We start from the raw sequence: 24,192 nt of genomic DNA, 5'->3' as shown, positions 1-24,192 counted from the left end.
CTACAACGGTTCCAATTCTCCTCGCCCTCATGCAGCTTGGAGAAAGAATGCCATTGAGGGTTCCATTGTGCAGCGCTATTGTCTGCCTTTGAGGGCGATGGGATTTTGACGCAGAGAATTCGAGCGTCTTAATGAGATGGCAAGCGCACAGTGTGAAACGCGCCGGGGCAGTTGGTCTGGTTGCCAGTCGACTGGCGGGGCAATGCTTGGGGTTGCTGGTCGCAACGAAAATGTGCGTGGCGGGTGTCTTGAGTCCTGCCGACTTGAAGCGCGTCGAAGATCTCAGGCCAATGTTCGCCGGCTTGATGGCGGACCTCGTCCAAACCTCCAAACGAACCGATATTCCTGCCGTGGACGCAGATTGCGTCAAAGCCACCGTGCAAAATCTTGTCGAGATTTCCCAAGAGCTTTCCAGTTACGAATATCTGATTACGATCGAGAAGGAGTTGACGAGCGTCGGCGAAAATGACCCCACTCGGGATGTGGTGAAGTTTGCCATCGAGCAGTCGACCAATATTCTTTCCAGCCAGCGCAAAAAGATCGCGCAACTTCCCGATCAATGCACCAGGTCGGCTGTAGCGTTGGCAAAATCCCAGCAGGCCCTCCAGGTTGTTGACGCGACGACCGGGGTTCTGAATTCCATTCGCGCCCGGCTTTGACCGGCGAGTGGCAAGGCTTCTCCGAGGCCGGATGCGACGGTTCCCCAAAGTTCAGCCAGCAGCGCCTCTGTGACCCGTCTCACGGTCTAAGCGCACGGGCCGCGATACTCCTGTGGTCACGAGATGAGAGGGAATGGACCCCTCCACAACAGCGGGAGACACAAATGACCGAGCGTAGCAATCGAGACCGTAAAGAGTTGGACGAGCGCGAACTGAGCTCCGTGTGCGGCGGCTTCATCAATGACGGTGGCTGCATCGGGCCCTGGATCGTGGATGGGAAGATCACGACCCACCAGCCCATGGGTCCGAACCCCTGGTTGCCTGGCGGCATCTTCCATCGCTGAGACCTGCGCCTTCGAACAATTCATCACATCCATCATTTGAAAAGGAGCGACTAACATGCTGAATCTGGAACGTGCGAAACCGGAAATCATCGAACTGAATGATGCAGAACTCGAGGCGGTTGTCGGCGGCAACTGGCTCGGAGACGCCTTCCGTGCCATCGGCGGCGCCATCAAGGATGCCGTGGAGTGGGTCGGCGGGTTTATCCTTGGCGGCTTGCAGGGTCCAGGCAACCTGCGCGGCCCGTTTGGCCCGGGCTCAGGGCCGGGGCAGCCGCCCTTCTGAGTTCGCCTTCCCCGAGTAGCTCGCAATTTTAGAGGCCGCCTTGGATGGCGGCCTCTTTAGTTTCGATAACTTGAAGCTATTCAAAACCCTTCCTGCGGCCGGACGCAGTCACCTTGCTTGGACGGCTGGCTGCAGACTACAGGCTCCGTGCCTGCAGAAGCCAGAGATGCTGGCGGCGGCGCCCAACAGACCAGTCCAGCGAACTCGGCATTGATGTCGGCTTCGCCTCGCACCGGTGCCGGCCAGGAAGGAGCCAGGCACTTTAATCAAGGAAATATCCGTGTGTCTGAAGGATCACCGCCGCTGCATCGAGGCGACGCCGAAGCCTGCGCGACTGCACATAGTGGCTGCCCTTACTGGACCCGCCGTAGCGGGCCCCTCGGTCGAGAGAACAGTCTTGGTTTACTTCTGATCCACATTGCTGGTCCCGGAGCCGGGGGTGCCGATCGGCAAGCCGTTCGCCGCGTGTCCGACGCCAACGCCTGGTGCGCTGACAGCACCCGGAGTTTGGTCTTGGGGAAGCGTCTTGACCCCCGTCCTTGCCTCCTCAGCGGGGCTCATCTGTTGGCCGTTGACGCCATTCGAGCCGTTTGTTGCTGTAATGCCAGATCGATTAGTGCCGCTTTGCGTGGTCTGACTGGAGCCGGTCGCGGGCGCCGTCCCATTTGGCGTTGGCGGCTGGACATTCGGATTGATGGGGGAGTTGTTGGTATGCGCGCCTGTCGTGGTCGCATTCGTGCCCATCCCCGAAGGTGCCGAAGGGCCGCCGTTCGCTGCGCCTGAACTGGCGGATGACCCGGCCCCCCCACCCGCGCCGCCGCCGGCACCACCTCCGCCCCCACCGCCACCTCCTTGTGCAAGGACCGGCGTAACGACGGCGAGAGACAACGCAGCAGCAAGACAAAGAGATCTTCGGTTCATTGACCTTCTCCCGATGTAAAGCAGGTCAACCGCGCGGAAGTGGCGATAGTTCCTGTCGGGTCGGTCTCCGGCGTGATCTCGTCGAGGCAGCCCTGGATGGTTCGCAAGCGTTCCCTTCGACGCACATCATTTAACCCAGGACGCTGGTTGCGGCGGCCTTTGCTGGCACCTTGCTGAGAGATGCGTCCGTTGGAGCCCATTTTCGGCTTCGCCATCGTTTCACGGAAACGCGGGATAACCGAGCCAAGCCGCGCCCAGATCCGCCGCAAAGCGAGCGTTGAGTTAGTTTGCCTCTGTGCCGCGTTGCGAGAGCCGATGGCCCGATCGCACCCTTGATCGCGCCTTAGCCCGACTTTGGCGTTAGTACTGAGCGGGCTCAATTGGGCTTTCATCGCTTGTGAAGCCGAAGCGGGAGAGTGCATTTCCCATCCCGCCCGCTTTGAAGTGACGTCCGATACTGCGCGCTGGAGTTTCGACATGCGTAGCGGAGGCGAATGCCTCCAAGGGTGGCGTCGGAAAAACGATGCTGCTCGATGGCGTCAAATTGACGTCGCCGCCAAGCGCCGGCGGCGTCACGATCGCTGGCCCCTCGTTTCGCTACAGCGAGCCGGCCGGCGCGCCGATCAACGACATGTTAACGCTGGAAATATCAGGCGAGAATCGAAGGCAGCGCGGAACCTCCGTGATCGTCGTTGACGTTCACGCGAGATAAACCGGGCCCTCTCCGCACCCGCTAAGTGAGATCGAAATCGGCGCTCCAGGTGCTTTTCCCCGGATTCTTCCGAAAGATCCAGATTGTCAGGGTTGCCGCGTCAGGAACAACCATGCTGTCCCCCGCGTGTAGCGTGAACTGTCTTATATCACCGACGACAACCCAAATGGCGTGCGCATAGACATCGGGGACGCTAGTTGCCGTGCAAGTTAGGACAGCGGCTTTAGGTACAGCTCGCGTCACCGATTGAGTAACCGAAGAGTCCATGTGAAATGTTGCCATGGCGAATGCTCCAAAAAAAACCTGGTTGAAATATCGCGATGTTTCCGTAGATCTCAGCGAGAGTCAAGAACGTCTCAACCTAGACTTGCTCCCTGATCATACGCTGGACATCGACACCGCTCCACCCCACCGCCAAAGCTATGCGCCCATGTGCGCAAGCTCAATCGCGAGCCCGCCGCTTAAAGCGCGAGCTCATTTCGGAGGCTCTGCCGATGCAGCCACACTTCGACATCGTCCATCTCGACCCCTCCTCCGATGCTCCTGAGCCCTAACAGGACGCGTTGCAGCTGTTTTGCGAGCTCTGGGCTAAACTGCGGGCCTTTCAAGCGAGCTGCCCGCACGACCAAGTCGTTCTGACGCTGACTCAGCACTTGGAGCAACAGCTGGCGGTCGCCGGACTGGTGCTCGCGATCCAGGTTGATCTTCTCAGCCAACCACAGCCAGCAGCGGAGAGCGCCGTGCAGCCCCCTTTCGACGTATCCTGGCGGATCGTCTATCTGACAGCCGACAGCCATCGATTATGCGCAATCACCCGCCCGTCCGGCACAATGCGTCGCCACCAGGCATTTTTGATGATTGATGTCCTGTAGTTGCGCTCGATGAGCCATGCTGTGCATTCGGCTTCCAAGTCACGCGAGTGGGTTTCGATCAAGAGGGCAACATCTGCCTGGTCGAGAAGATCTGCCGCACTCCTGAGAACCTCCATCTCGGCACCATCGACATCGATTTTGATGAAGCCCCGCCCCTGCAGGGGGCGAAGCAGGTCCGCCAGAGGGATCATCCCCTCGCCCCTGCCGACAGGGCTGTTAATAATGTCGCAGGCATCCTTCGAAAATCCGTTGAGCTGCAGGTGGCGTCGCAGCGCATCCACCTCCGCCGGATCCGGCTCGGCTGCGATCGCCTTGATCGAATTGCCCTGGCGCAGGAAGTAGAGCGTCATTTCTCCGCTACCTGCTCCAATATCGAGCAGCCATTGGACATTGGCCCCCGCAGCTTGCACGAAAGCGTAGGTCTCCCTCTCCCAAAGTCCGAGCATCATCTGGGTCTGCGAATGCAGGTTGAGATCGAGCACAATATCCTTGTACAGACCGGATCTAACGCGTCGCGGGCTGCGGCCTTCGGGGACCATCAAGTTCTTGGTAAGCGAGAGCAGACGAGGCGGAACCAAATTAACCATCGCGGTAAGATTTCCCGTTCACCAATGCGATCTGTTAGAGACATGCTCCGAGCGATAATGTGGCCACCCTATCAGACTCGCGCGGTGGTTTCTTCGAGTTTGCCAATTTGTATTAACGCCGTAACAAGTTGCGGGGACAACTGCAGTGACAACCGTCGCCATTAACTTCGCCGCTGTTCGGCGACGGATCCGTAGCGCATTCGTGGCCTATTTGTTCGCGCGAACCATTCGGGTAGCCGAGCAAATCATTCTCGTGCCTTTGTTTCTGTCCAGCTGGGGCGCCCAATCGTATGGGGAATGGCTTGCCGTCGCGGCCCTGGCCGGCTTTGCGGCAATGGCGAATCTCGGAGTTGGGCAAGTAGCCGCCGCCGAAGTCATCCTGCAATCAACGCGCAACGAATTCAGCAAGGCATCGCGCGTCATCGTTACATCGCTCGTCACCATTGTGGCGAGTATCACTATCAGCCTTGTCGGCCTGGGAGTGATCGTTGCCGTTGCGGATCTGCGAGCCCTCGTCGGGATAGGGCTCGATGATATGCCTATGCCCGCGCTCCTAGTCGTGATGCTCGCAGGAGCCACCCTCGTCACGTTTCTGAGCGAGCCCCTCGCCGGCACCCTTTCGGCAGCGCACGGCGCCGCCGTGCCGAATGCAATTGCTGCAATATCCAAGACCATCGAGCTCGTCTGCATCGCGATCGCACTTCGCGTTGGAGCTGGTCCTCTCGCTGTCGCCGGAATCATGCTCGCTGGAGCTGCTCTTAATGTCGCATTTCACCTGGTCTGGGCCTATTACCGCGTGTCATGGCTTTCATTTTCGCTGGCAAATTTTGATCTTGAGTTTCTGACTCGCACCTGGCGTTCGGCGGCGGGTTTCTTCCTGATCTTCGTCTGCGTCAACATTCTGGGCATCTATCTGCCGCGGCTGTTGGTATCACACAGCCTCGGACCGGTGGCGCTGGCGACCTTTAGCGTTCTGGCCACTTATACGAAGACGGCACGGAATCTCGCCACCATGACCTCGCAAGCCACCCAGGTAGAAATCGGTCGTTTGTGGGCAAGCGGCGAAACCAAAAATGTTCGTCGTCTGGTTCGTGGAATGCTCCGCAAGGCGACGCTCCTGGCTGCAGCGTTGCTAGTTGCAGAATTGGTTCTGGCACCCACAATTGTCCCGCGGTGGACCGGAGGACATGTCCCGCTGGACTGGGAACTCATGATCGCACTTGCGCTCGTCGCGCTGCTAGGATGCTATTTCGACGGCACACTGCTCGCAGCAAGCGCCCTCAACCAAGTCGGGCTGATCGCGCTTGGCTACGCACTGGGACTTCTTATCGGCATCGTAGCCGCTGCGGTCCTGCTGCCATGGACCGGCCGACTAGTAATAGTTGGGATCTGTCTCCTTCTGCCCGAAATCGGCGGCGCACTCTCCGGCAACCAGATCCTTGGTCGGATCGCGCAGCAGTCGAAATGAGTAGTCGACGTTGGCTGCGATCTACGTGGGCTGACCCGAAAGCCGCGAGCCAATCACGGCAGCGGGATGACCGCCCACGATTGTTCCGGCAGCAACGTCGCGCATCACGACGGCGCGAGCCTGCACCACAGCGCCACGGCCGATCCTGACCCCTGGAGCGATGAAGCATTGTGCCGCAACCCAAGCCTCGGGCTCAATAACGATGGGACGGACGAAGATTGGAAAGTCAGGGGTCCGGTGATCGTGCGAACCGGTACACACATAGGTCCCTTGCGACACGACCACGTCATGGCCGATCTCGATTTCGCCAAGGCTGTAGAGATTCACGTCGTCCCCGATCCAGGAATTCGCTCCGATTGACACTTTCCAGGGATAGACGATCCGCACCGATGGCCGGATCAGTACGCCCGGGCCGATCTTGGCGCCAAAAAGCCGCAGAATAAGTCTTCGCCAAGCAAAGAAGATCTGCGGGGTCGGCCGGACCAGCAGCGCCTCGACGATCCACCACAATTGGACAAACGGGGCGGGCCGGCCGCGGAGCCCCTTGGGATTTGCATACCTGGAAAGATCCTGAACGCGAACGCGGTCTGCTTCTGGCATCTTGGAACGCTCTTGCGGCTGGTAAACCATTCGTCCAAATCGTTCAGAATGCTGTAAAATGGGCCTTTCGCTCATGCACCATACCATCTAAAGATGTGCTTTACGCTGACCCTTTGGTCATCGGCAGGTGGGGCCATACAAAATCCTGGTAGCACACGTTGAGCGCGTGGTATCCTGGTCACACAGCCTAAGGCCGAGGGTATTACTGTGCAGATGGCGCTGCCCAACTTGACTTTTTCATGAAAATTTTGGCGTACGGCCTCAATTACGCTCCCGAACTTACGGGAATCGGGAAATATTCTAGCGAGCTGTGCGAGTGGTTGGCATCCCGCGGCCACACGGTCGAGGTCGTAACGGCTCACCCCTATTATCCCGATTGGGTACTTGCCGAAGGTTACGACAACCGATCCTACCAGCACGAAATCAGAAATCGGGTCAAGGTCCGCCGTTGCCCGCTCTATTTGCCCCGGGTTGTGCCCACCGGCAAGCGTGGTCGGATCTTGAGTCACGCCTCCTTTGCAATTTCCAGCGTCCCCAAGCTGCTGGCCTCGGTGCGCCAACTCCGGCCGGATGTCCTGCTGGCCGTAACACCGTCCTTCCTGATCGCGCCCATGGCTCTGGCCGTTTCCAGAATGTTTGCGACTCCGAGCTGGCTCCACGTTCAGGATTTCGAGCTGGATGCCGCCTTTGAACTTGGCATGCTCGCAGGCAACAATCTTCGCCGTGCGGCGACCTCCGTCGAGTCGATCATCTTGAGCAAGTTTGATCGCATATCGACAATTTCACCTCGGATGATGGATCGGCTGCATACCAAGGGCGCTCCACCCGCAAGCACGGTAAAATTCCGCAATTGGGTCGACACGGAAGCAATCAGTCCGGCGAATCGAATGACTCGATTCCGAGAACAGCTCGGTCTGTCCGATCGCCATATCGTTGCTCTTTATGCAGGAAGTATCGCGGCCAAACAAGGCATCGAGAGCCTTGCAGACGCCGCAGCTGAGCTCCAGGCCAAGGCGCCTGAGGTCGTGTTCGTGTTTTGCGGTGCCGGGGCTATGTTGAAGCATCTGGTCAAGATCACGGCTCCCCTCTCGAATGTGAAGTTCCTTGATCTGCAACCAGACGAGAGAATGCGGGAATTGCTTGCGACTGCCGATATCCACTTGATTCCCCAACGCGCCCAGATCTCCGATCTCATGCTGCCCTCCAAGCTTGCTCCGATTTTAGCTTCCGCCAGACCAGCGGTCGCGATGGCAAACCCCGGCACCCAGCTCGCGATCGAAATCGATGGTGCCGGCATTGCGGTGCCACCATCTGACCGGGAGGCTCTATCGAAGGCGATACTGAAACTTGCCAAAGATCCCGGTTTGCGGATGCGCATGGGCGCGCATGGACGCACGCTGGCGTGCACGCGCTGGGACAAGCAAATCATTCTGAGCGAGTTCGAGGCCAGACTTGTCGAAATCGCCAACCGCGGGCGCATGCATGGCTGACATCGCGAGGCCAACGGTCAATGTTGCGGTCTGTGGTGATTTCAAGCAGCTTCAGCTCATTCCCGAATTGAACAGGGTCGCGGATTTGGGCCGCGTCTATTACGCCGCGCGGCTATCGAGCAACGCCGCGCGATTACAAATCGAGCGATCCCAGGCTCGGAATCTGTTCTTGAAGGAATACCTTCTTCAATTTCATGCCCGATACCTGAATCACGCCTTCGCGGATACGATCTATCCTCTCTACGATTCGCTATGGCTTGCGGCCGCCCATGCCGCTTGGCGGCCCTGCGACGTGCTGCATGCCGTGATTCAGGGCAAGGCCGTCGGCCTCTTGCAAAGAGCCAAGCGCGAGGGCGCCGCCATCCTTGGACATCCGATCGTTTGCCATCCTGCGTTCTTTGAACGCGAAATGCGCATTGAACTTGAGCGCTTGTCAATCGCGCCTGCCCCTTACGTCGCTGATGTCAGCAATAGCCTCGCCGAAATCGAACTCTGCGATAGGATCTACTGCCTCTCGACTCTCGTTCGCGACAGCTTCGTTGACGCCGGCTTTTCGGCCGACGCCATCGACATAATTCAACTGCCGACCGACCTCGAGACGTTCGTGCCCGCAGGCACCCCTGCCGTTGACTTGCCCTTTCGGGTGCTTTGCGTTGCCGAACTCAATCCAATCAAGGGCCACGTCTATCTGCTGGAGGCCTGGAAACGCCTGAACTTACCGCACTCGGAACTGATCTTCGTGGGCACAATGAGACGCGAGATGAAACGAGCGCTCCAGCCCTACGAGGGACTATTCCGCTATCTCGGACCACTTGGCCGCAGGGATCTCGTGCGGCTCTACCAGAGCAGCTCGCTCCTTGTCCTACCGTCGGTTCAGGATGGATTCGGCTTTGTGGTAACCGAAGCGCTCGCCTGCGGCCTGCCGGCGATCGTTACTGAGCATGTCGGCGCCCGCGACGTCATCAGAGCAGGCGTGAACGGATTTGTCGTTCCGCCCCGAACACCTGAAGCGCTTGCCGATACCATAGCCAAGATCCACGCATCTCGATCACTGCGGCAAAGCTTGCGCGAAGGCGCCATTGCAAGCCGCGACGCGTTCCCGACTATGACCGAAACGGCAGAGCGGATCACCGCAGCCTATCGTCGGACCTATGCTGCGCGCTTCGACGGCCCGAGAGCCCCCGACACAAGGCTTACGAGCCTGGTAACTCCAAGTCGGCAATAGCGCAGAGCAGATTACCGTAATCTGCAGCGGCCGTTGCCCGAAGCGCGACGAACCGCCTCTTCGCAGCGGCCTTCGCGGCCGCGAGCGACTTACGATCATCGCTCCAACTCTTGATCTGCGCGCAAGCGGCCGACACGAAATCATCGGACGGATCGATGATGGGACCGCAGTCTTCGCTCACATCCTCGCTCAGACAGCCTCTGGCAAATGTGATCACTGCCGTCCCCGCCGACATGGCTTCGAACACCACATTCGGCTGGGCTTCGTTGCGGTACCCTGTTGGAAACACAAATACATCGAGCTCCGCCAGAAACTCGTCCTTGTCGGGACCGTAAAGCGCACCGACATGGATCAGTCGCGCTCCAAGCTGGCGCTGGGCGGACTCCACTGCGGCGCGGTCTTCTTCGAACTGGATCGGGCCCGCAAGCATCCCCGTGATCGGAAGGCCGCATTGTACGCACGCTCGCAGGAGGTCGAGAAAAAGATAAAGTCCCTTTTCCGTGGTAAGGTTGCTTAGGAGCCCAATCCTGATCTCATCACGTTCCCGCAAGCGCCTGTCGGGGGCGGCGGAGAGATGTACGGCATTTGACGAGATAAGCCCCCTCCACTCCCCTCGATAGTTTTTCCGAAATCGCAGCTGCATCATCCGGCAGAGAAAGACGTGGACGGCGCCATTCCCGGCAATTGAAACCAGAGCGGACATCAGCCAGCGCCGCTGGTCGATAGCGGAGAAGCTGTGGTGATGAATGACAATCGCCTGTTGCGACAGGCGCGCCAGTCCTGTTAGGAGGATCGTGTAAACTAAACCCAAGCCGCCGTCCGCAGGAATGTAAAGGCAAGGGTTCGGACGCAGCCCGTTGCGCAGGACTCCGACTGCTGCCATGAGGACTGACGAAACCCGCCGCCAATGGTAGCCCCATGAACGTCGCAGAGAGCGGGATGACAAATCGCAACGATGGACGTGTGCGAACTCGGCAAGATCCGATGCAATCGACTCGGATATCTTTGCCAGTCCGTGCAACGGCGGGGGAAAGGCCGCGGCAATGACGATGTTACGCTTTTCGCCCATCATGCCCAATTCGCCGCTGCGGTCGTCCTACCCATGCGAGAAAACCAAACTAGAGGATTCGGCTCGAGCCATCAAAGGGGGTAGTGGCCGGGGACCCCTAGTGCAAGTCTGTCAATAGACGTCGGAGAGACAGCAGTGCTGCGAACGGCTCTCATGATCGTTTCCCTCCTCTTGGGTTGCGGAATGTTCGGTACGGTCGTCCATGCCGAAGTGTCGCCGGTGCCTCGTATGGTCTTCGCGCACTACATGGTCTGCTGTCCAGCAAGCGGTTTGGGTGCAACGGTTGACGATTTCAAGCGGGAGATCCAGACCGCCCAATCCTATGGCATCGACGGATTTGTGCTTAACATGCCGAGTTGGCTGCGCGAGCCGATCTACCGCGCCATCAGCCAACGGATTTTTGCAGCCGCCGAGGCAAGCCCTCTATCCTTCAAGCTCTTCGTATCCTTTGACGATGTCTCGGTTGAAGACACTGTTTCGATGCTTACCGAACTATCGCGCAGCCCTGCATACCTGCGGATCGACAACCGTCCCGTCGTCAGTACATTTTCGGGGGTACCGGAGTGGGGCTCCTCCCTCTCACAAAGGCTGTCGTCGTTGGGGCTGAAGCCCTTTCTCGTGCCCAATTATCAATATCTCTCCGGAGCGTCCTGGGCGAGAAACTACAGCCATCCTACTGCGGAATTTCTTGACCGGCTGTACCGAGAACACCCCGAGATGGATGGCTACTTCAACTTTGGGCCTGATCTTGGTCATGCGTCTCCGCCCAGCGACGGCCGTCTGGTCGCCCAACGCAGCCGAATTGCCGGCAAGATCTCAATGATCGGCATCTCCCCCTATTATCGTGGCCTGAGTCACAACTACCGTGTGTTCGAAAGCGGAGGCTTCGAAGGCATGGCCGCCCAATGGACCGCTGCCATTGAGAGCGGAGCAAACCTGGTTGAAATCGTGACCTGGAACGATTGGGGTGAATCGACGTATGTTGCGCCGTTCGGCGACATCCGGCAGCAAGACCTGTGGAATTATCATTGGGGCCCGCTGCTCAGTCATGAAGCTTTCCTTTCGGCTAGCCGTTACTTTATCGCATGGTTCAAATCGTCCGCCCCCCCGGTGATCCAACATCCTGCGATTTACTACTTCTATCGGCTTCATTCCAAGTTCGCCCATGGCATCGCTTCCGCTGAAACGGGCGAACAGGGACGCCCTAAGGGATGGGAGAGCCTCGTCGACGGAATCTACGTGACGGCATTCCTGCCCCGAACGTTGACGGTGGAAGTCGCCGTCGGTGAAAGGCGTCAATCCGCAACGCTTCCCCCAGGTATCCAGCACCACCGGTTTGAACTTGCAGAGGGACCAGTTGCAATCCAAATTCGGGAGGATGGCCGAGTGATTGGCCAGAAAGAACTGGAATTTCCGATCACAAAACTAGGGCAAATCGGCAATTTTAATTATTTCGGAGGTGATATCCGACTACCATGATCAACAAAGGTCCTTTACGTCGCCCTATGCGACCAAGTCCACGACGGTTCGGATGATCGAAATCGCGCTCATCATTCACGTCATCTTCTTTATAGGCGTCGTCGTCGGCCTGCACTCGCGCGGCTTTCTAAACATCTATTCCGGACTATTTATCTACCTCGCATTCCATTTCATCGTATTTGTGCAACGCCCGGTAGTGGTGTATCTTTTTGATATTCGCTCCGAATTTGAATTCATGATGTACATGCCCGACGATGGCATCTTTCTAAAGACGCTGTTCGTTGCCGACCTCGGATTGCTCAGCTTCATTCTTGCCTACTTGGCGGTGCTTGGTTTTAGATCGATAGAGCCGACGTTCAACTCCATCGAGCTCACGCGCACACAGGTGCGCTCGTTTCAGCTCGCATTCCTTTTGCTGTTTCCTCTGATCGCCTATTCGTTTCTCCTCGCTCTCACCATGCGTCAGACGTACGGCGTGGAAGTGTTTCTGGAACTGGGAAAGATCAATATGACGGTCGATCCGGCGACAGGCCAAAAGCTTTTTAATGACACCACGGCGTATATCGTCAATGCTCGCGAGTTCGCGTTCCCCTTCGCTGCCCTGCTCATTCACGTGACCCGCGCTCGCTGGTGGTCCTTTCTTCCCATCTTCTTCTGCGCATTTGTTGCTCTGCAGCTTGGCGAGAGATGGGAGATTGTGATCTCGACTTTGGTCGCAAGCATGATGACGCTGTACATCCACAAGCGGCACACATTCGCCTGGAACCACTACGTCGGTATGGCCATCGTTTTGGGGTTATTCGTGGCGATTGGCCAAAACCGCGACAGCCTGGTCAAATTCCTGACCACCGGGGAGTTTGAATTCAGCTTCGACATTGCGAAATCCTCTTTTGGCGCCCATCCAGACTTCGCCAATTTCGACTTCCTCAGCTATGTGATCGCGAAGGTTCCAGACGTCAGCCAGACTTACTCCTACTTCACGCAGTACCTTGGTATTTTCACCCAGCCGATCCCTCGCGTGTTGTGGCCCGACAAACCCGTCGGCTCACCCGTGCAATGGGTGAACCTCGACGCTTATGGACGCTTCACCTCCAGGACCACCTCCCTCGTCGGCGATGGTTGGATCAGCTTCGGCTATGCTGGCGTGGTCATCACCATGGGACTATGCGGGGCATTTTTCGGCGCCATCTTCAAACGCTTTTGTCGGCCGTCGATTTCGGTTTATTTTTACCTTGCCTATTTTTGGATGGTCAGCCTGCTGTTGCAGTGGGCGCGCGACGGCAGCCATAAAATTCTTGACTTCTTTTTGTTCTGTGTCGGTCCACTTGTCTTCGCTTACTTCATCGAGCGGATCCTGTGGGGACGACAGCCGGTTGTCGCCAACCGCGCCCGGGCCTGAGGGCGCCTGGCTGCCCATGGAAGGACCGCAGTGTGGCGAGGGAGATCAAGCCGTGGTCGAAGGCCCTCGTGCGGATCCCGTCGCCCAGGGTTCCTACTTTTGGTCGGCGGTTGGCAATGCGCAGGTATCGGCCTGCACCTGAAGCTCACCTGGCGCGTCTCGGGGGGATCGCAATTAGGCCGCACCGCTCGATGAGATGCGAGGCGCCACGGCGGTTGTTCGCACCTTTTCTGCGTGTGCCGCTGCGTGCTCTTTCGGCCGCAGCAAGGCTCCTTTATGCTGCATGCGATTTTAACCGTGAGCCTCGGGACTGCTCGCTCGCGCCGCGCCAGGACGCTATCGATTGACGATTGCTTCCGAAACGCATCTCGGATAGGCGACGAAAGGATTTGAACTGATGAATTGGGCAGGTCCCGGGCAATACCGATTGCTGCTCGCGCTGATCGTCGTCGTCACCCATGTCTCGCGCTTCAATCTCGGGCACGCCGCCGTCTATAGCTTCTTCTCTCTCAGCGGTTATTGGGTGTGCTCGATGTGGCACGCCAAGTACGCGGCCTGTCGACGACCCTATGTAACGTTCCTGATCTCGCGGTTCTGGCGGCTCGGGCCGGTGTTTGCGATCTGCTCTGTCGGGGCCTGGCTGATCGCGGTGCCCAATGACGCTCCGGTCATTGGGCCTGTGGCCTCCTTGGCCGAAGCGTTTTCGAGTATCTTCATTCTCGGCTACGCAAGCCTGCCGATCCAGCCGAATGTACCCGCCTGGTCGCTTGACATTGAGATGCAATTCTATCTCGTCGCCCCTTTGATGGCAATCTGCGTGGTCTATGGTTGGCGCGTGACCATCGTCGCCAGCCTCTGCCTCTCCGTCGCCGCGTGCCTCGCCACGCCGTCCGGCCTGGTGCTGCGCTATTTGATCTTCTTTTCTGCCGGCGCTGCCGCATTCGCGGCGCAATGGCATCCGTCACGATCCCTGGCTCTCGGCAGCGGCGCGTTGGTCAGTGCGGCGCTGCTGGTGCTCGCGATATGTCCCTATCGCGACATCCTCCTGGGTGGCGCGCATCCTGGCCCATTGTTCAGGTTCAACGAATATCTCAACATTGCAGTCACGGGGGCAATTCTGCCGTGGACGATCTACACGACCCAGCAGCAGACCCCAGCGCTGGACCGCATGTTGGGCGACCTGTCCTACATCATCTATCTCGTCCACTGGCCCGTGCTGCACCTCATTGACGTGGCGAGCGGGTCGATGGCGACACGCCTGACCCACGTCGCGGTCGCGGTGGCGGCAATCACCGTCTTGAGCTGGCTCATTTGGAAGCTCGTGGACGTGCCGTCCAACCGCTTGCGCGCGCGGTGGGTCGCCGCGCGGGTTGGCCAGTCCAAACATGCCGATGTGTCAGACGCTGTCGCGCCTTTTCCGACCGGAGCCGTGCTCCAGGCCGCCGCGCCGCGGAGGGTCGAGGGCGAGGTTTGACCGGCGGCAGTCCCGCTCGGCCAAGCGGCCGCCTCATTCCATCGGGCTGGATATCGCGCGTGGTGCCGGCTGCACCTAGCAGCGTCCACCGCCTGTACAGCGGCGGAACTCCCGAAGGTCACCTGCGGTTGATCGCGACATCGTTGAGCAGCCGCTCGATCGGCGTCGTTGGTCTTTCCCCTTGTTCTGCTGTTCGCCGGCACCTTGGGACAGCGGCGGCTTCGCCGCTACGATCGGTCTCACTATAGAGCGTGTCGCCCTTCGCCTTCGTTGGAGATCTCACAGCAGACGTCGGCAGCTTCAGCATCGGCTTTGCGATCTGCGATGGCGTGACATAGGTGATGACCTGTTTGCTTTCCGCGCACGTCGAGCAGATCGCGGTGCTGCGGCTGTAACCTGAAGTAACGCCAAGGGTGGCGGTGACCAGCTGCACCTGCTGGCGCCAGCGGAGCCCCAGCCGCTCCTGAATGCAATGATCGCAATAGGCGCGCCCGGCACAGCGGACGAGGAATTCGTTGATCCGTTCTGGCACAGTTCTGCCACTCATTAAGACACCCCCTAACGACTCAAAGGCCGGCGTTGCCCAACACAGCAAAGCTCACGCCAACTCCTCAATAACTTGATGGCAGCAACATGGTTGTGACAGGCGCAAAGCACACGTGCTGTCATCTAGATCAAATTAAGCTGATGGTTCCCAAAGGCCCCGTCTGATCAGAAAAGGATTCCGTATTCGAAAAGTCCCCAGTCACGCCATGAGAATGAACGCTTCAAAAGTCTCGCAGAAAACGACAAACCCGGACGCTTCCAACAATCCCCCTGTCTGACGAATACGTCTGTACGACTTTCTGCCAAGTTCAATGGTGAACGTCACGAGTTCGTCAAACGCGCAGCGTGCACGGGGCATGGGCGAAGTGGCCGCCGATCCGTACACCGTGATAAAATTACCATGATATCGACGCGCCAAGGTTCAACCACAACAAAGGACACAACGCCCGCGGCATGGCCGGCGGGCAGCGCGCCGCTCTGGAGCCAGCCAGTGCTGTGAACCAGATCAAGTCGAATATGGCCCGTCAGTGAAGTACAGTTGCTGCACGCCCGTGAAGCTCAGGGCCTGACCGGTGTCGGCGAAGGTAATCGTCGTAATCGCCCCGGAAGTCACGATGATCCCGTCAGTTGATGCCCGTCCATCGATAAAGGCCACGTTGCCGGTGCCGCTCGCAGTGACCGTGTCGTTGCCAGTGTGAAACACGATCTCGAAGATCGTGTTGCCGTTGTTGCTGCCGGTCATCTGCGATGAGCCGGTGCCACTGATGAGAATGTCGTGGCCCGACCCGGCAAACAGCGTATCGCTGCCGGCGCCGGCCCACAGCACGGAGTCGCCCGAGCCGCCCTGCAGGAGATTGCCCTGCCCGGCTGGCCCCGCCACGCTGCGCGAGATGAGATGATCATGGCCGCTGCCGGCTTGCAGCGTATCGCGCCCGGCGCCGCCGTACATTGTATCGTCGCCGCCACCACCCTGGAGGTAATTGTTGCCGCTGCCGGCGACCATCAGGGTGTTGCCGCTCCCCGCCGCGATCAGCACGCTGTTGCCGGGACCGCCATACAGTTCGTTGTAGTTGCTGCCGAGCGCGACCAGCCGCGCATCGCCTGAACCTGCATACATCGTGTCCGAACCCGACCCGCCATAGAGCGTGGAGTTGCCGGCGTCAGCGAACAGATAGCTGCTGCCATCGCCCGCGTAGATGACGTCGTGGCCGCTCCCGCCGTGCAGCGCGTCGGTGCCACTACCGCCATAGATCGTATCGTCGCCAGCGCCGCCGTCGACGTAGCTGTTGGACGCGCCACCAACGAAGACATCATTGCCGTAGCCGCCGCAAAACTGCGAGTTCGCACCGCTGCCGGCGATGAGCACGTCATTGCCGCCACCACCGTAGACAGTGTCGTCCCCCGCTCCTGCCGAAACCGTGTTGTTGCCACCCGCCAGGAACACCGTGTCGTTGCCGGAATCCTGCAGCGATATCTGATTGTTGCCGATTGCTGCGGACACGCCGATATCGGCCGAGCCGTGCACGACGAGATTTGAATTGGCGATCCAATTGACAACGAATTTCAACGTGCCGCCGCTGGTGATGGTTTCCTGCGCACCGGCGAGGATCGCGAACTGGGCGCCGGGGAGCACCGGGGCAAAATTCCCGCTCCCGGTTGTGATCGTCGCGCCATTCAGCAGCAAGCCCCGGGCATGGAGATAATCGATGATTTGGCCGGTCGCACCGCCCGTCATTGGCGTCAGGATGCCGACCACCTGCGCTTGCGTGAGTTGGTCGGGCGTGGTCAGGAACTTGTGCGTTTGGTTCGAGCCGTCAACATAAGTGCCGATGATCTGGCCGAAATCGTCGATCCCCCACAGTCTCGTACCGTAGATAGCAAGCGGATTGTCTACGGTTAGAAACGTGGTGCCGTCGTAAATAAATCCATGCGTGCCGTTCTGATCGGAATATTGGCCGACGACCTGGCTGCGGTCGTTGACGCCATAGGCGACGCTGTCTGAGCCGGCTGGCGCCGGAACGTCCGCGTAGTTCGTCCCGTCGTAGATGAAAGCCTGCTCGTGCGTCGTGCCGTAGTAAAAGCCGACGACGGCGGTACCGGTTGCGTTGATGCCTTCCACGAAGGTTGCGCCGGCGCGTACCTGCTGCGGATCGGCCAACAGCTGGCTGATGGCGACATAGGGTGGATTGGCAATGAAAGCGATATTGACAGCATGGAGGGCATCATCCCCGTTGCCGATGATCTGACCGCTATTATCGATTCCAACCGGATAAGTGTCTCCCAGGACCTGCGTTGTGATCACCGTGCCGTCTGTGCGTACCACAAAGGCATGCGGGAGTCCGCTTGACGGCACAAAAGCATATCCGGTGACGTCACCAGCATCATTGATGCCCCTCAGAAGGTTCACATAGAAGGGGTTCGAAATGCCGTCGACAGGGGTGAGAATGCCATTCTTCCAGCTGTAGCCGTGAGCGACGCTTCCCGAGTCCGTGAAAGTGCCGACGAGTTGACCGGAATTGTTGAGCCCGTTGACGCTGCTGATGGCGGGCAGCAAGGGATCAAGAGAGATGAATGAATAAGCTGACGACATCAGTAATGCCCCAATAGACGCAACCCACAATGGTCAATTGTTGAATAGCTCCGGACGGCCTGCAAGGGGCCAGGATCAGCCCGCCAGGGGCGGGCCTGCTCCATGCCGACGGGATCGCCACCCAGCCGCTATCGTGATCGGGGCGATATCTATCGTACGCTGACTTCACGAGTTCGTCAGCCGCACGTGCTATTGACGAAGCGCCGCCCCAACCACCTCGAGATGCGCGTCCAGCTCCTCGGCCAGCGCGCGCTCCCAGGCTGGAGGCACAAGCCCGTAGGCTTCGTTCAGGCGCGTCAGATCCAGTCGCGAATTGGCCGGGCGCGTGGCTTTGGTCGGATAGTCCTTGGTAGCGATCGGGAGGACCTCGGCCGCCTTCAGCGGCACGCCCCTCCTCCGCAGCCCTTCCACAATTGCGCTCGCAAACCCATGCCAGCTGGTCGAGCCTGAATTGGTGAGATGGATCAGTCCGTTCGCGCGGGCGAAAACATCGGACAGGTCTGCCTCGCGTCGCGCCAGGATTTCGACCAAGACCGACGCGATGGTGCGTGCCGTCGTGGGCGTTCCCCACTGATCCGAGACCACGCGCAGCGAGTCGCGCTCGCTGGCGAGCCGTATCATGGTGCGCATGAAATTTGCGCCTTTCGCGGCATAGACCCAGGCGGTTCGCACCACGAGATGCGGCCCGCCGGCGCTCCGAACGGCGCTCTCGCCTGCCAGCTTGCTGCGGCCATAGACCGACAGCGGACCGGTGGGGTCGTCCTCGCGCCAGGCGCGGTCGCCGCTGCCGTCGAACACATAGTCGGTCGAGATATGAACCATGGGGACGCCGCGCGCGGCGGCCCAGCGGGCCATGGCGGCCGGCGCATCGCCGTTGATCACGAAAGCGAGCGCTGCTTCGTCTTCGGCTTTATCGACCGCGGTATAGGCCGCCGGATTGATGATGAGATCGGGCGCGAGTGCATCAAGCCTCGCAGACAGAGTCTCGGGCCTCGACAAGTCGAACGCGTCACGGCCTGGCGTGAGCACCGTATGCTGCTCCTGGAGCAGGGGACGCAGCGCCGCACCCACCTGCCCTGATGTTCCCGTCAACAGCACCCGCATCAGATTTGCCCGTAAACTGGAAGGTTCTTGACCTCCGCGAGCAACGGGGCGTCCGCGTCCTTGGGAGAGAGCGAGGGATTATCGACACCCCATTTGATCCCGATGGCGGGATCGTTCCAGCGAATGGAGACCTCGTCTTTCGGGCTATAGAGGTCGTCGCACTTGTAGAAGAAGTCGGCCGTCTCGGAAAGCACGACGAAGCCGTGCGCGAAGCCGCGGGGCACCCATAGCTGCCGGCGGTTCTCCTCGCTCAATTCCACGGCAACATGCCGCCCAAAATTCGGGCTGCCGACGCGGACGTCGACGGCAACGTCGAGCACGCGCCCGCGCATGGCGCTGACCAGCTTGCCCTGGGTGTTGGGGTTTTGCAGATGCAACCCGCGCAGCACGCCGCGGGCCGAGCGGGACATGTTGTCCTGAACGAAAGGACGTTGTATTCCCACTTCTACGTAACGTTGAAATTGGTAGGTTTCCAAAAAGAAACCACGCTGGTCACCGAACAGCTTTGGTTCGATAATCAGGACTTCTGGAAGCTCAGTCGCAATAACATTCATATTTCGCGCCTAGATACCCGGCGTGTTAGAGTTTACCTTAGGTTTATAACAAACTTGTGCACCGCACGCCATCTGCTAACTTTCTAAAAGGTAAATTCTGTGAGGGGCTATGAAGGGGATCATTCTCGCCGGCGGCACCGGCTCGCGCCTTTATCCGGTGACGACGGTGGTGTCGAAGCAGCTGTTGCCGGTGTTCGACAAGCCGATGATCTACTACCCGCTCTCGACGCTGATGCTGGCGGGGATCCGGGACGTCCTCATCATCTCCACTCCGCAGGACAAGCCGCTGTTTCAGCGCCTGCTCGGCACCGGATCGGACATCGGCCTGCGGTTTGAATACGCGACGCAGGAGACGCCGCGGGGCCTTGCCGACGCCTTCATCGTCGGACGCGAGTTCGTCGGCTCGGATTCGGTGGCGCTGATCCTCGGCGACAACATCTTCTACGGCCACGGCCTGCCGAGCATGCTGTCGAGCGCCTCGTTCCGCAAGAAGGGCGCGACCGTGTTCGGCTATGTCGTCAACGAGCCGCAGGCCTATGGCGTGGTCGAGCTCGACGGCACCGGCCGCGCACTCTCGATCGAGGAGAAGCCGAAGCAGCCGAAATCCAACGTCGCGGTGACCGGGCTCTATTTCTACGACAACGACGTTTTGGACATCGCCGCCAACGTCAAGCCGTCGGCGCGCGGCGAGATCGAGATCACCGACGTCAACAAGGCCTATCTCGAGCGCGGCGACCTCTATGTCGAGGTGCTCGGCCGCGGCTTTGCCTGGCTCGACACCGGCACCCATGCCTCGCTGGTCGAGGCCAGCCATTTCGTGCAGATCCTGGAGCAGCGCCAGGGCCTGCGCATCGCCTGCCCCGAGGAGATCGCGCTTCGGCAAGGCTACATTTCGCTGCAGCAATTCGAGATCGCCGCCGAAAAGTCCGCCAAGAGCAGCTACGGCGAATATTTGCAATCGGTCGCGCGCAGCTTCGCGCGCTGACCCGCCATTGGAGTACGGGGCCATGCGGTTCAAGGGTTCGACGATCTTCGTGACCGGCGGCGCCGGCTTCATCGGCTCGGCGGTGGTGCGGCACCTGTTGCGCGACACGCATGCGCGGGTCGTCAACATCGACAAGCTGACCTATGCCGCCAATCTGGACTCGCTGCCGGGCGCCCAGGGCAATCCGCACTACGCCTTCGAGCAGCAATGCATCTGCGACGGCGCGGGCCTGCGACAGCTGTTCGAGAAGTACCAGCCCGACGCGGTGATGAACCTCGCCGCCGAGAGCCATGTCGACCGCTCGATCGACGGCCCCGGCGAGTTCATCCAGACCAACATCGTCGGCACCTTCACCATGCTGCAGGAGGCGCTGCGGCACTGGCGCTCGCTTCCCAGTGAGAAGCGCGAGCGCTTCCGCTTCCTGCACATCTCGACCGACGAGGTGTTCGGCTCGCTGGGCGCTGAGGGCCTGTTCACCGAGACCAGCCCCTACTCCCCGAACTCGCCCTATTCGGCCAGCAAGGCCTCGTCCGACCATCTGGTGCGCGCCTGGCGGGAGACCTATGAGCTGCCGACGCTGGTGACCAACTGCTCCAACAATTACGGGCCCTATCACTTCCCGGAGAAGCTGATCCCGCACATGATCATCAAGGGCCTCGCCGGCGAGAAGCTGCCGGTCTATGGCGACGGCAGCAACATCCGCGACTGGCTGTTCGTCGAGGACCACGCCAAGGCGCTGAGCCTCGTGCTGGAGCGCGGGCAGCCGGGGCAGACCTACAATGTCGGCGGCCGCAACGAGCGCACCAATCTGCACGTGGTGGAGACCATCTGCGACCTGCTCGACGACCTCGCCCCGGGCGAGGCCGGCCCGCACCGCCGCCTCATCTCCTTCGTCACCGACCGCCCCGGCCACGACCACCGCTACGCCATCGACGCCACCAAGCTGGAGACCGAGCTCGGCTGGCGCGCCGAAGAAAACTTCGAGACCGGCATCGAGAAGACGGTGCGCTGGTATCTCGAACAGAAGCCCTGGTGGCAGGCGATCATCGAGCGGGGGTATCAGACGAAGCGGGTGGGGTTGAGCAAGTAGGCGGCTATCGGCTCAGCCTGGGGTGGTCGACACGAAAAGCGCGAAAACAACCCCATGCACAGTAGCCGCAGCGTCAGTTTTTTCGATATTCCGAAAATCCGCTTGACCCGTCGGGCAAATCGATGCTAAACGTCTATCATCCCATAATTCCGTAACGCCTGAATCGCGCTGACGCAGCGACATATCCGGAGCGCATGGTCCATGGGAGTTTTCGAGGATATCGATCTCGCATTGAAGACCGGCAATCTGGACGAAGCGGTCGCGCACCAGGTCAGAATTCCCGTTCACAACACGCGCCTGCCCGAGACGAACATGCGGGTGGTTGAAGGCGTCTCCAGGTGATTGGTATGTAAGGACCTAGACAGGCAAAATTCCTGCGTCCACGCACGCAAGTCTAAGCTGCGAGAATCGTCTCGCGGCCTGTTGTGGAGCCCGTTCCGCTCGCAACTCTCGGTTCAAGAGAATTCGTGATGTCATTGCAGCGAGATTTCCCTAAGAAAGCGCACTATTGGAAACTCGTACTTAATTTCGTACTCGGAAGAGAAGCACTCCCGAGCAAAACGGGAGTTGTGCCGCGCTATTTCCTGTAGGGGCCCTAGTACGGCTGAATCTGCAGATTCAATTGAATCCCTCAAGCGACTAATCGACCGTAACAAGGCCGCTGTTCGCTGAGCCGCCGAGGGCAGCTCGTCGTAACTTTCATCGATATAAGGTGAAAACGTTTGAAATCCCAAGTCTCGAACGATTCGGAGCGACCCGACATTTCCAAATACGAGCAACGGATGTTCCATGAACAGCGGCTTCAAGGTTTTCTCGGTCACGCGAGTCATATCGCCATCAGAAATCTCTGTTTCGGTGACCAGGGAAGCAAATGACCTGTCGTAGACATCGGTATCGATTCTCATTGCGAGATCGTTACCCCGCTCGGAAAATCTATCTTCAAAGGAAGAAACCCATCCATAGAAGCTCTCAACAGCCTCGGTCACTGACGTGAAACCCAGCTTCTGCGCCAAGCGAACGGCCGTTTCTGGCCCGAATTGCGCTCCCTTTTGATTGCTGAGACCGTGGAACGTATACAGAGTGCTGGAAAGAAGCCCCGCCTCCTTAAGTAGCGCCACAAACAACATTCTATGTGGACGCGGCGTCGCGTTTAAGCACAAGAATGCGCTCGAAGTCTTTGGCGACAACGGTCGGCGATACTGTTCCAACGTCAAATCTTGATTGCGCAGCGTCTGAATAAGGAACGGCTCGAATCTAACCGGATCGAATAAGCACGAAACGGATCTGATGAAATAGTCATAGTCAAGGAAGACAAGTCGAGATTCGGGGAAGTCTCGAGCAAAAAGCTTCCCCAACGATCTGTTCTGATTGAGAATCAGAATGCGGCGCTCTTCCATTCGATGCGAGCTCAGCCAACGACAAATGCTGTCGAAAAGTTTCTTCGAGTAGTAGATTCCTTCATTCGAAATATCGATTATGAGAATGGATCGGCCGACGGCAACATCGTCACGTACTGACATAGGAACGTGCGAGAGAAAGAATCTTTCCGAGGTCTCATCCATTGCGGCTTCATCAAAGAAGACTCGAGTGTCGCTTACCGGCAACACGAAGACGTATGATACTTCCGCAGTCACAACGTCTTGGGGCTTTGGCACCAAGAAATTTCTTAAGCGCTCTCCGGCAAATCTGAGGAAGGGCGGAGTTTTTCCAGCCTCCGCGGAAACATAGAACAACCTGTCAGACATTGGATCTCCCCTCAGATCATCAGCGAATCGGACCCGACGCCAACTCTTGCTAATTTCGGGCTAACGCACCGATCTCAGCGCACGTAGATAGACTCCGCGGGGATCCCCAAGAGTGGGAAGAATGCAGCCGCCTTCGTCACACTCGTCCCATGAATAAATCAGGATAGATTTCGCAGGGCACTCCCTGGGATGCAGCCTCACAAAATCGACAGCCCGTTGAATATGCCTCGCAAATTCCTCCGGATTCGCATCAACGTAATATTTTTGATCGCTCGGATTCGCGACGGGATCCGAATGTTGCCAAGGCACCGGCTGTTCAAGCCTAGGCCTCGTATCCCAGCCAATCATGGCGATCGGGATTGATGCGACCCCGGTCGTAACGAGCTTTCGCCAGAAGGACTCGACTTGAGGCTCCAACTCGGAGAAGGGTTGCGCACCGATCTTGGAAAACGACGAAATATAGTTGCTTATCGCATCTGCTTTAATCGTATGCGCCAAGGTCGCAGACACATCTGGCGCGCCTCCCATGATCACAATATAAGGGTCCGGCATTTGACGCCTCGCTGCCCCCTCGCGAAAGCGCTCCAACGCATCGGCTACATTTTTCAACGAAGCATCAAAGTATTTTTCGACGTCGCGATCGTTCCAAAGCACGTACAAGAGTGGACGGTTCTGAAGGACGCGCTGATACTCGTCCTGAGCCAGGAGATCCAGAATCCCGTCAATATTGTGGTTGGAGCGATCAATCGAAAATGGGTAAGCACCAAACTCGGAAATGGGTGTGATCATGCACCAATTTACAAGTCTGCGAATAGCGCTCGCTTGATAGAGTTTCCAGGCCACTCGCAAGCTGCGAGTATCAGGCTCGTGCTCTGGGTACCAAACAAAAGCCCAATAATCTATTCCAGCATCCTTTGCAGCTTCGAGTTCGGCCGCCATGACATCCGATGTCCCCACACATTCTACCTGCGAACGTGATAGCGATCGGCAATGCGC

21 protein-coding genes are annotated in these 24,192 nt (G+C 58.8%); 12 read left to right on the top strand and 9 right to left on the bottom strand.

Going from position 1 to position 24,192, the window contains the following annotated elements; genetic code table 11:
• The first annotated feature begins 131 nt into the window (after nt 1-131).
• The 3 genes from XH98_RS38130 (at nt 132) to XH98_RS38120 (ending at nt 1,286) form a co-directional block, all read left to right on the top strand.
• A complete protein-coding gene (locus XH98_RS38130) occupies nt 132-659 on the top strand; it encodes a hypothetical protein (RefSeq protein ID WP_271621632.1) in 528 nt (175 codons plus the stop codon).
• A 164-nt stretch (nt 660-823) separates the two neighbouring features.
• Nucleotides 824-1,003, top strand: coding sequence for a hypothetical protein (locus tag XH98_RS38125; RefSeq protein WP_157083336.1), 180 nt, complete (start codon nt 824-826; stop codon nt 1,001-1,003).
• Between the two features lie 55 nt (nt 1,004-1,058).
• The gene (locus XH98_RS38120; RefSeq protein WP_271621631.1) at nt 1,059-1,286 is read left to right on the top strand and encodes a hypothetical protein; all 228 of its coding nucleotides are present in this window, start codon (nt 1,059-1,061) and stop codon (nt 1,284-1,286) included.
• 2,408 nt (nt 1,287-3,694) lie between these two features.
• Here XH98_RS38120 and XH98_RS38115 read toward each other — a convergent pair.
• Nucleotides 3,695-4,378: an FkbM family methyltransferase gene (locus XH98_RS38115; RefSeq protein WP_271621630.1), complete on the bottom strand. Its 684-nt coding sequence runs from the start codon at nt 4,376-4,378 to the stop codon at nt 3,695-3,697.
• A 145-nt stretch (nt 4,379-4,523) separates the two neighbouring features.
• Here XH98_RS38115 and XH98_RS38110 point away from each other — a divergent pair, with 145 nt between their 5' ends.
• Nucleotides 4,524-5,846, top strand: a complete 1,323-nt coding sequence (locus tag XH98_RS38110; protein ID WP_271621629.1) for a hypothetical protein — start codon at nt 4,524-4,526, stop codon at nt 5,844-5,846.
• Nucleotides 5,847-5,867: 21 nt separating this feature from the next.
• Here XH98_RS38110 and XH98_RS38105 read toward each other — a convergent pair whose 3' ends face one another.
• Nucleotides 5,868-6,476: a WcaF family extracellular polysaccharide biosynthesis acetyltransferase gene (locus tag XH98_RS38105; protein WP_271621628.1), complete on the bottom strand. Its 609-nt coding sequence runs from the start codon at nt 6,474-6,476 to the stop codon at nt 5,868-5,870.
• 209 nt (nt 6,477-6,685) lie between these two features.
• Between XH98_RS38105 and XH98_RS38100 the strand changes: the two genes are divergently transcribed.
• A complete protein-coding gene (locus XH98_RS38100; RefSeq protein WP_271621627.1) occupies nt 6,686-7,936 on the top strand; it encodes a WcaI family glycosyltransferase in 1,251 nt (416 codons plus the stop codon).
• Nucleotides 7,929-9,161 carry a glycosyltransferase family 4 protein gene (locus XH98_RS38095; protein ID WP_220001527.1) on the top strand — a complete coding sequence of 411 codons (1,233 nt, stop codon included), beginning with the start codon at nt 7,929-7,931 and terminating at the stop codon, nt 9,159-9,161. The genes XH98_RS38100 and XH98_RS38095 overlap by 8 nt, the downstream gene beginning before the upstream one ends.
• Here XH98_RS38095 and XH98_RS38090 read toward each other — a convergent pair.
• The gene (locus XH98_RS38090) at nt 9,130-10,233 is read right to left on the bottom strand and encodes a glycosyltransferase family 4 protein (RefSeq protein WP_271621626.1); all 1,104 of its coding nucleotides are present in this window, start codon (nt 10,231-10,233) and stop codon (nt 9,130-9,132) included. The two genes, XH98_RS38095 and XH98_RS38090, sit on opposite strands and share 32 nt — an antisense overlap.
• 150 nt (nt 10,234-10,383) lie before the next feature.
• On the opposite strand from XH98_RS38090, the gene XH98_RS38085 reads away from it, so the two are divergent.
• The 3 genes from XH98_RS38085 (at nt 10,384) to XH98_RS38075 (ending at nt 14,582) form a co-directional block, all read left to right on the top strand.
• Nucleotides 10,384-11,709: an endo-1,3-alpha-glucanase family glycosylhydrolase gene (locus tag XH98_RS38085; RefSeq protein ID WP_271621625.1), complete on the top strand. Its 1,326-nt coding sequence runs from the start codon at nt 10,384-10,386 to the stop codon at nt 11,707-11,709.
• A gap of 52 nt (nt 11,710-11,761) precedes the next feature.
• Nucleotides 11,762-13,108 carry an oligosaccharide repeat unit polymerase gene (locus XH98_RS38080; protein ID WP_220001530.1) on the top strand — a complete coding sequence of 449 codons (1,347 nt, stop codon included), beginning with the start codon at nt 11,762-11,764 and terminating at the stop codon, nt 13,106-13,108.
• Between the two features lie 397 nt (nt 13,109-13,505).
• Nucleotides 13,506-14,582 carry an acyltransferase family protein gene (locus XH98_RS38075; RefSeq protein ID WP_271621624.1) on the top strand — a complete coding sequence of 359 codons (1,077 nt, stop codon included), beginning with the start codon at nt 13,506-13,508 and terminating at the stop codon, nt 14,580-14,582.
• A 118-nt stretch (nt 14,583-14,700) separates the two neighbouring features.
• On the opposite strand, the gene XH98_RS38070 is transcribed toward XH98_RS38075, so the two are convergent.
• The 4 genes from XH98_RS38070 to rfbC form a co-directional block, all read right to left on the bottom strand.
• Nucleotides 14,701-15,129, bottom strand: a complete 429-nt coding sequence (locus XH98_RS38070; RefSeq protein WP_271621623.1) for a hypothetical protein — start codon at nt 15,127-15,129, stop codon at nt 14,701-14,703.
• A gap of 504 nt (nt 15,130-15,633) precedes the next feature.
• The gene (locus XH98_RS38065) at nt 15,634-17,718 is read right to left on the bottom strand and encodes a hypothetical protein (RefSeq protein WP_271621622.1); all 2,085 of its coding nucleotides are present in this window, start codon (nt 17,716-17,718) and stop codon (nt 15,634-15,636) included.
• A 189-nt stretch (nt 17,719-17,907) separates the two neighbouring features.
• Nucleotides 17,908-18,822, bottom strand: a complete 915-nt coding sequence (rfbD, locus tag XH98_RS38060) for a dTDP-4-dehydrorhamnose reductase (RefSeq protein WP_271621621.1) — start codon at nt 18,820-18,822, stop codon at nt 17,908-17,910.
• On the bottom strand, nt 18,822-19,376 hold the full coding sequence (rfbC, locus tag XH98_RS38055; protein WP_271621620.1) for a dTDP-4-dehydrorhamnose 3,5-epimerase: 555 nt from the start codon (nt 19,374-19,376) through the stop codon (nt 18,822-18,824). The genes rfbD and rfbC overlap by 1 nt, the downstream gene beginning before the upstream one ends.
• Nucleotides 19,377-19,485: 109 nt before the next feature.
• Between rfbC and rfbA the strand changes: the two genes are divergently transcribed.
• The 3 genes from rfbA to XH98_RS38040 all read left to right on the top strand — a co-directional run bounded on the left by rfbA (nt 19,486) and on the right by XH98_RS38040 (nt 21,793).
• On the top strand, nt 19,486-20,361 hold the full coding sequence (rfbA, locus tag XH98_RS38050; protein ID WP_220001536.1) for a glucose-1-phosphate thymidylyltransferase RfbA: 876 nt from the start codon (nt 19,486-19,488) through the stop codon (nt 20,359-20,361).
• Nucleotides 20,362-20,383: 22 nt separating this feature from the next.
• On the top strand, nt 20,384-21,451 hold the full coding sequence (rfbB, locus tag XH98_RS38045) for a dTDP-glucose 4,6-dehydratase (protein WP_271621619.1): 1,068 nt from the start codon (nt 20,384-20,386) through the stop codon (nt 21,449-21,451).
• Between the two features lie 201 nt (nt 21,452-21,652).
• On the top strand, nt 21,653-21,793 hold the full coding sequence (locus XH98_RS38040; RefSeq protein WP_271621618.1) for a hypothetical protein: 141 nt from the start codon (nt 21,653-21,655) through the stop codon (nt 21,791-21,793).
• Nucleotides 21,794-21,924: 131 nt separating this feature from the next.
• Here XH98_RS38040 and XH98_RS38035 read toward each other — a convergent pair whose 3' ends face one another.
• Complete coding sequence (locus XH98_RS38035) at nt 21,925-23,196, bottom strand: hypothetical protein (RefSeq protein ID WP_271621617.1); 1,272 nt, start codon at nt 23,194-23,196, stop codon at nt 21,925-21,927.
• A gap of 60 nt (nt 23,197-23,256) precedes the next feature.
• Nucleotides 23,257-24,135 (bottom strand): hypothetical protein, encoded by an 879-nt coding sequence (locus tag XH98_RS38030; protein WP_271621616.1) that lies wholly within the window; start codon nt 24,133-24,135, stop codon nt 23,257-23,259.
• Between the last annotated feature and the right edge of the window lie 57 nt (nt 24,136-24,192).

The organism is Bradyrhizobium sp. CCBAU 51745, assembly GCF_028128715.1.
Taxonomy (GTDB): Bacteria; Pseudomonadota; Alphaproteobacteria; order Rhizobiales; family Xanthobacteraceae; genus Bradyrhizobium; species Bradyrhizobium manausense.
The sequence above is the reverse complement of the archived record's forward strand: the minus strand, read 5'-3'. Positions and strand labels throughout refer to the sequence as shown.

Excerpts from the sequence above, each read along its gene's own strand:
- XH98_RS38130 (WP_271621632.1), top strand. The coding sequence starts at position 132 with ATGAGATGGCAAGCGCACAGTGTGAAACGCGCCGGGGCAGTTGGTCTG.
- XH98_RS38125 (WP_157083336.1), top strand. The coding sequence starts at position 824 with ATGACCGAGCGTAGCAATCGAGACCGTAAAGAGTTGGACGAGCGCGAA.
- XH98_RS38120 (WP_271621631.1), top strand. The coding sequence starts at position 1,059 with ATGCTGAATCTGGAACGTGCGAAACCGGAAATCATCGAACTGAATGAT.
- XH98_RS38115 (WP_271621630.1), bottom strand. The coding sequence starts at position 4,378 with ATGGTTAATTTGGTTCCGCCTCGTCTGCTCTCGCTTACCAAGAACTTG.
- XH98_RS38105 (WP_271621628.1), bottom strand. The coding sequence starts at position 6,476 with ATGGTTTACCAGCCGCAAGAGCGTTCCAAGATGCCAGAAGCAGACCGC.
- XH98_RS38100 (WP_271621627.1), top strand. The coding sequence starts at position 6,686 with ATGAAAATTTTGGCGTACGGCCTCAATTACGCTCCCGAACTTACGGGA.
- XH98_RS38095 (WP_220001527.1), top strand. The coding sequence starts at position 7,929 with ATGGCTGACATCGCGAGGCCAACGGTCAATGTTGCGGTCTGTGGTGAT.
- XH98_RS38090 (WP_271621626.1), bottom strand. The coding sequence starts at position 10,233 with ATGATGGGCGAAAAGCGTAACATCGTCATTGCCGCGGCCTTTCCCCCG.
- XH98_RS38085 (WP_271621625.1), top strand. The coding sequence starts at position 10,384 with ATGATCGTTTCCCTCCTCTTGGGTTGCGGAATGTTCGGTACGGTCGTC.
- XH98_RS38080 (WP_220001530.1), top strand. The coding sequence starts at position 11,762 with ATGATCGAAATCGCGCTCATCATTCACGTCATCTTCTTTATAGGCGTC.
- XH98_RS38075 (WP_271621624.1), top strand. The coding sequence starts at position 13,506 with ATGAATTGGGCAGGTCCCGGGCAATACCGATTGCTGCTCGCGCTGATC.
- XH98_RS38070 (WP_271621623.1), bottom strand. The coding sequence starts at position 15,129 with ATGAGTGGCAGAACTGTGCCAGAACGGATCAACGAATTCCTCGTCCGC.
- XH98_RS38065 (WP_271621622.1), bottom strand. The coding sequence starts at position 17,718 with ATGTCGTCAGCTTATTCATTCATCTCTCTTGATCCCTTGCTGCCCGCC.
- rfbD (WP_271621621.1), bottom strand. The coding sequence starts at position 18,822 with ATGCGGGTGCTGTTGACGGGAACATCAGGGCAGGTGGGTGCGGCGCTG.
- rfbC (WP_271621620.1), bottom strand. The coding sequence starts at position 19,376 with ATGAATGTTATTGCGACTGAGCTTCCAGAAGTCCTGATTATCGAACCA.
- rfbA (WP_220001536.1), top strand. The coding sequence starts at position 19,486 with ATGAAGGGGATCATTCTCGCCGGCGGCACCGGCTCGCGCCTTTATCCG.
- rfbB (WP_271621619.1), top strand. The coding sequence starts at position 20,384 with ATGCGGTTCAAGGGTTCGACGATCTTCGTGACCGGCGGCGCCGGCTTC.
- XH98_RS38040 (WP_271621618.1), top strand. The coding sequence starts at position 21,653 with ATGGGAGTTTTCGAGGATATCGATCTCGCATTGAAGACCGGCAATCTG.
- XH98_RS38035 (WP_271621617.1), bottom strand. The coding sequence starts at position 23,196 with ATGTCTGACAGGTTGTTCTATGTTTCCGCGGAGGCTGGAAAAACTCCG.
- XH98_RS38030 (WP_271621616.1), bottom strand. The coding sequence starts at position 24,135 with ATGGCGGCCGAACTCGAAGCTGCAAAGGATGCTGGAATAGATTATTGG.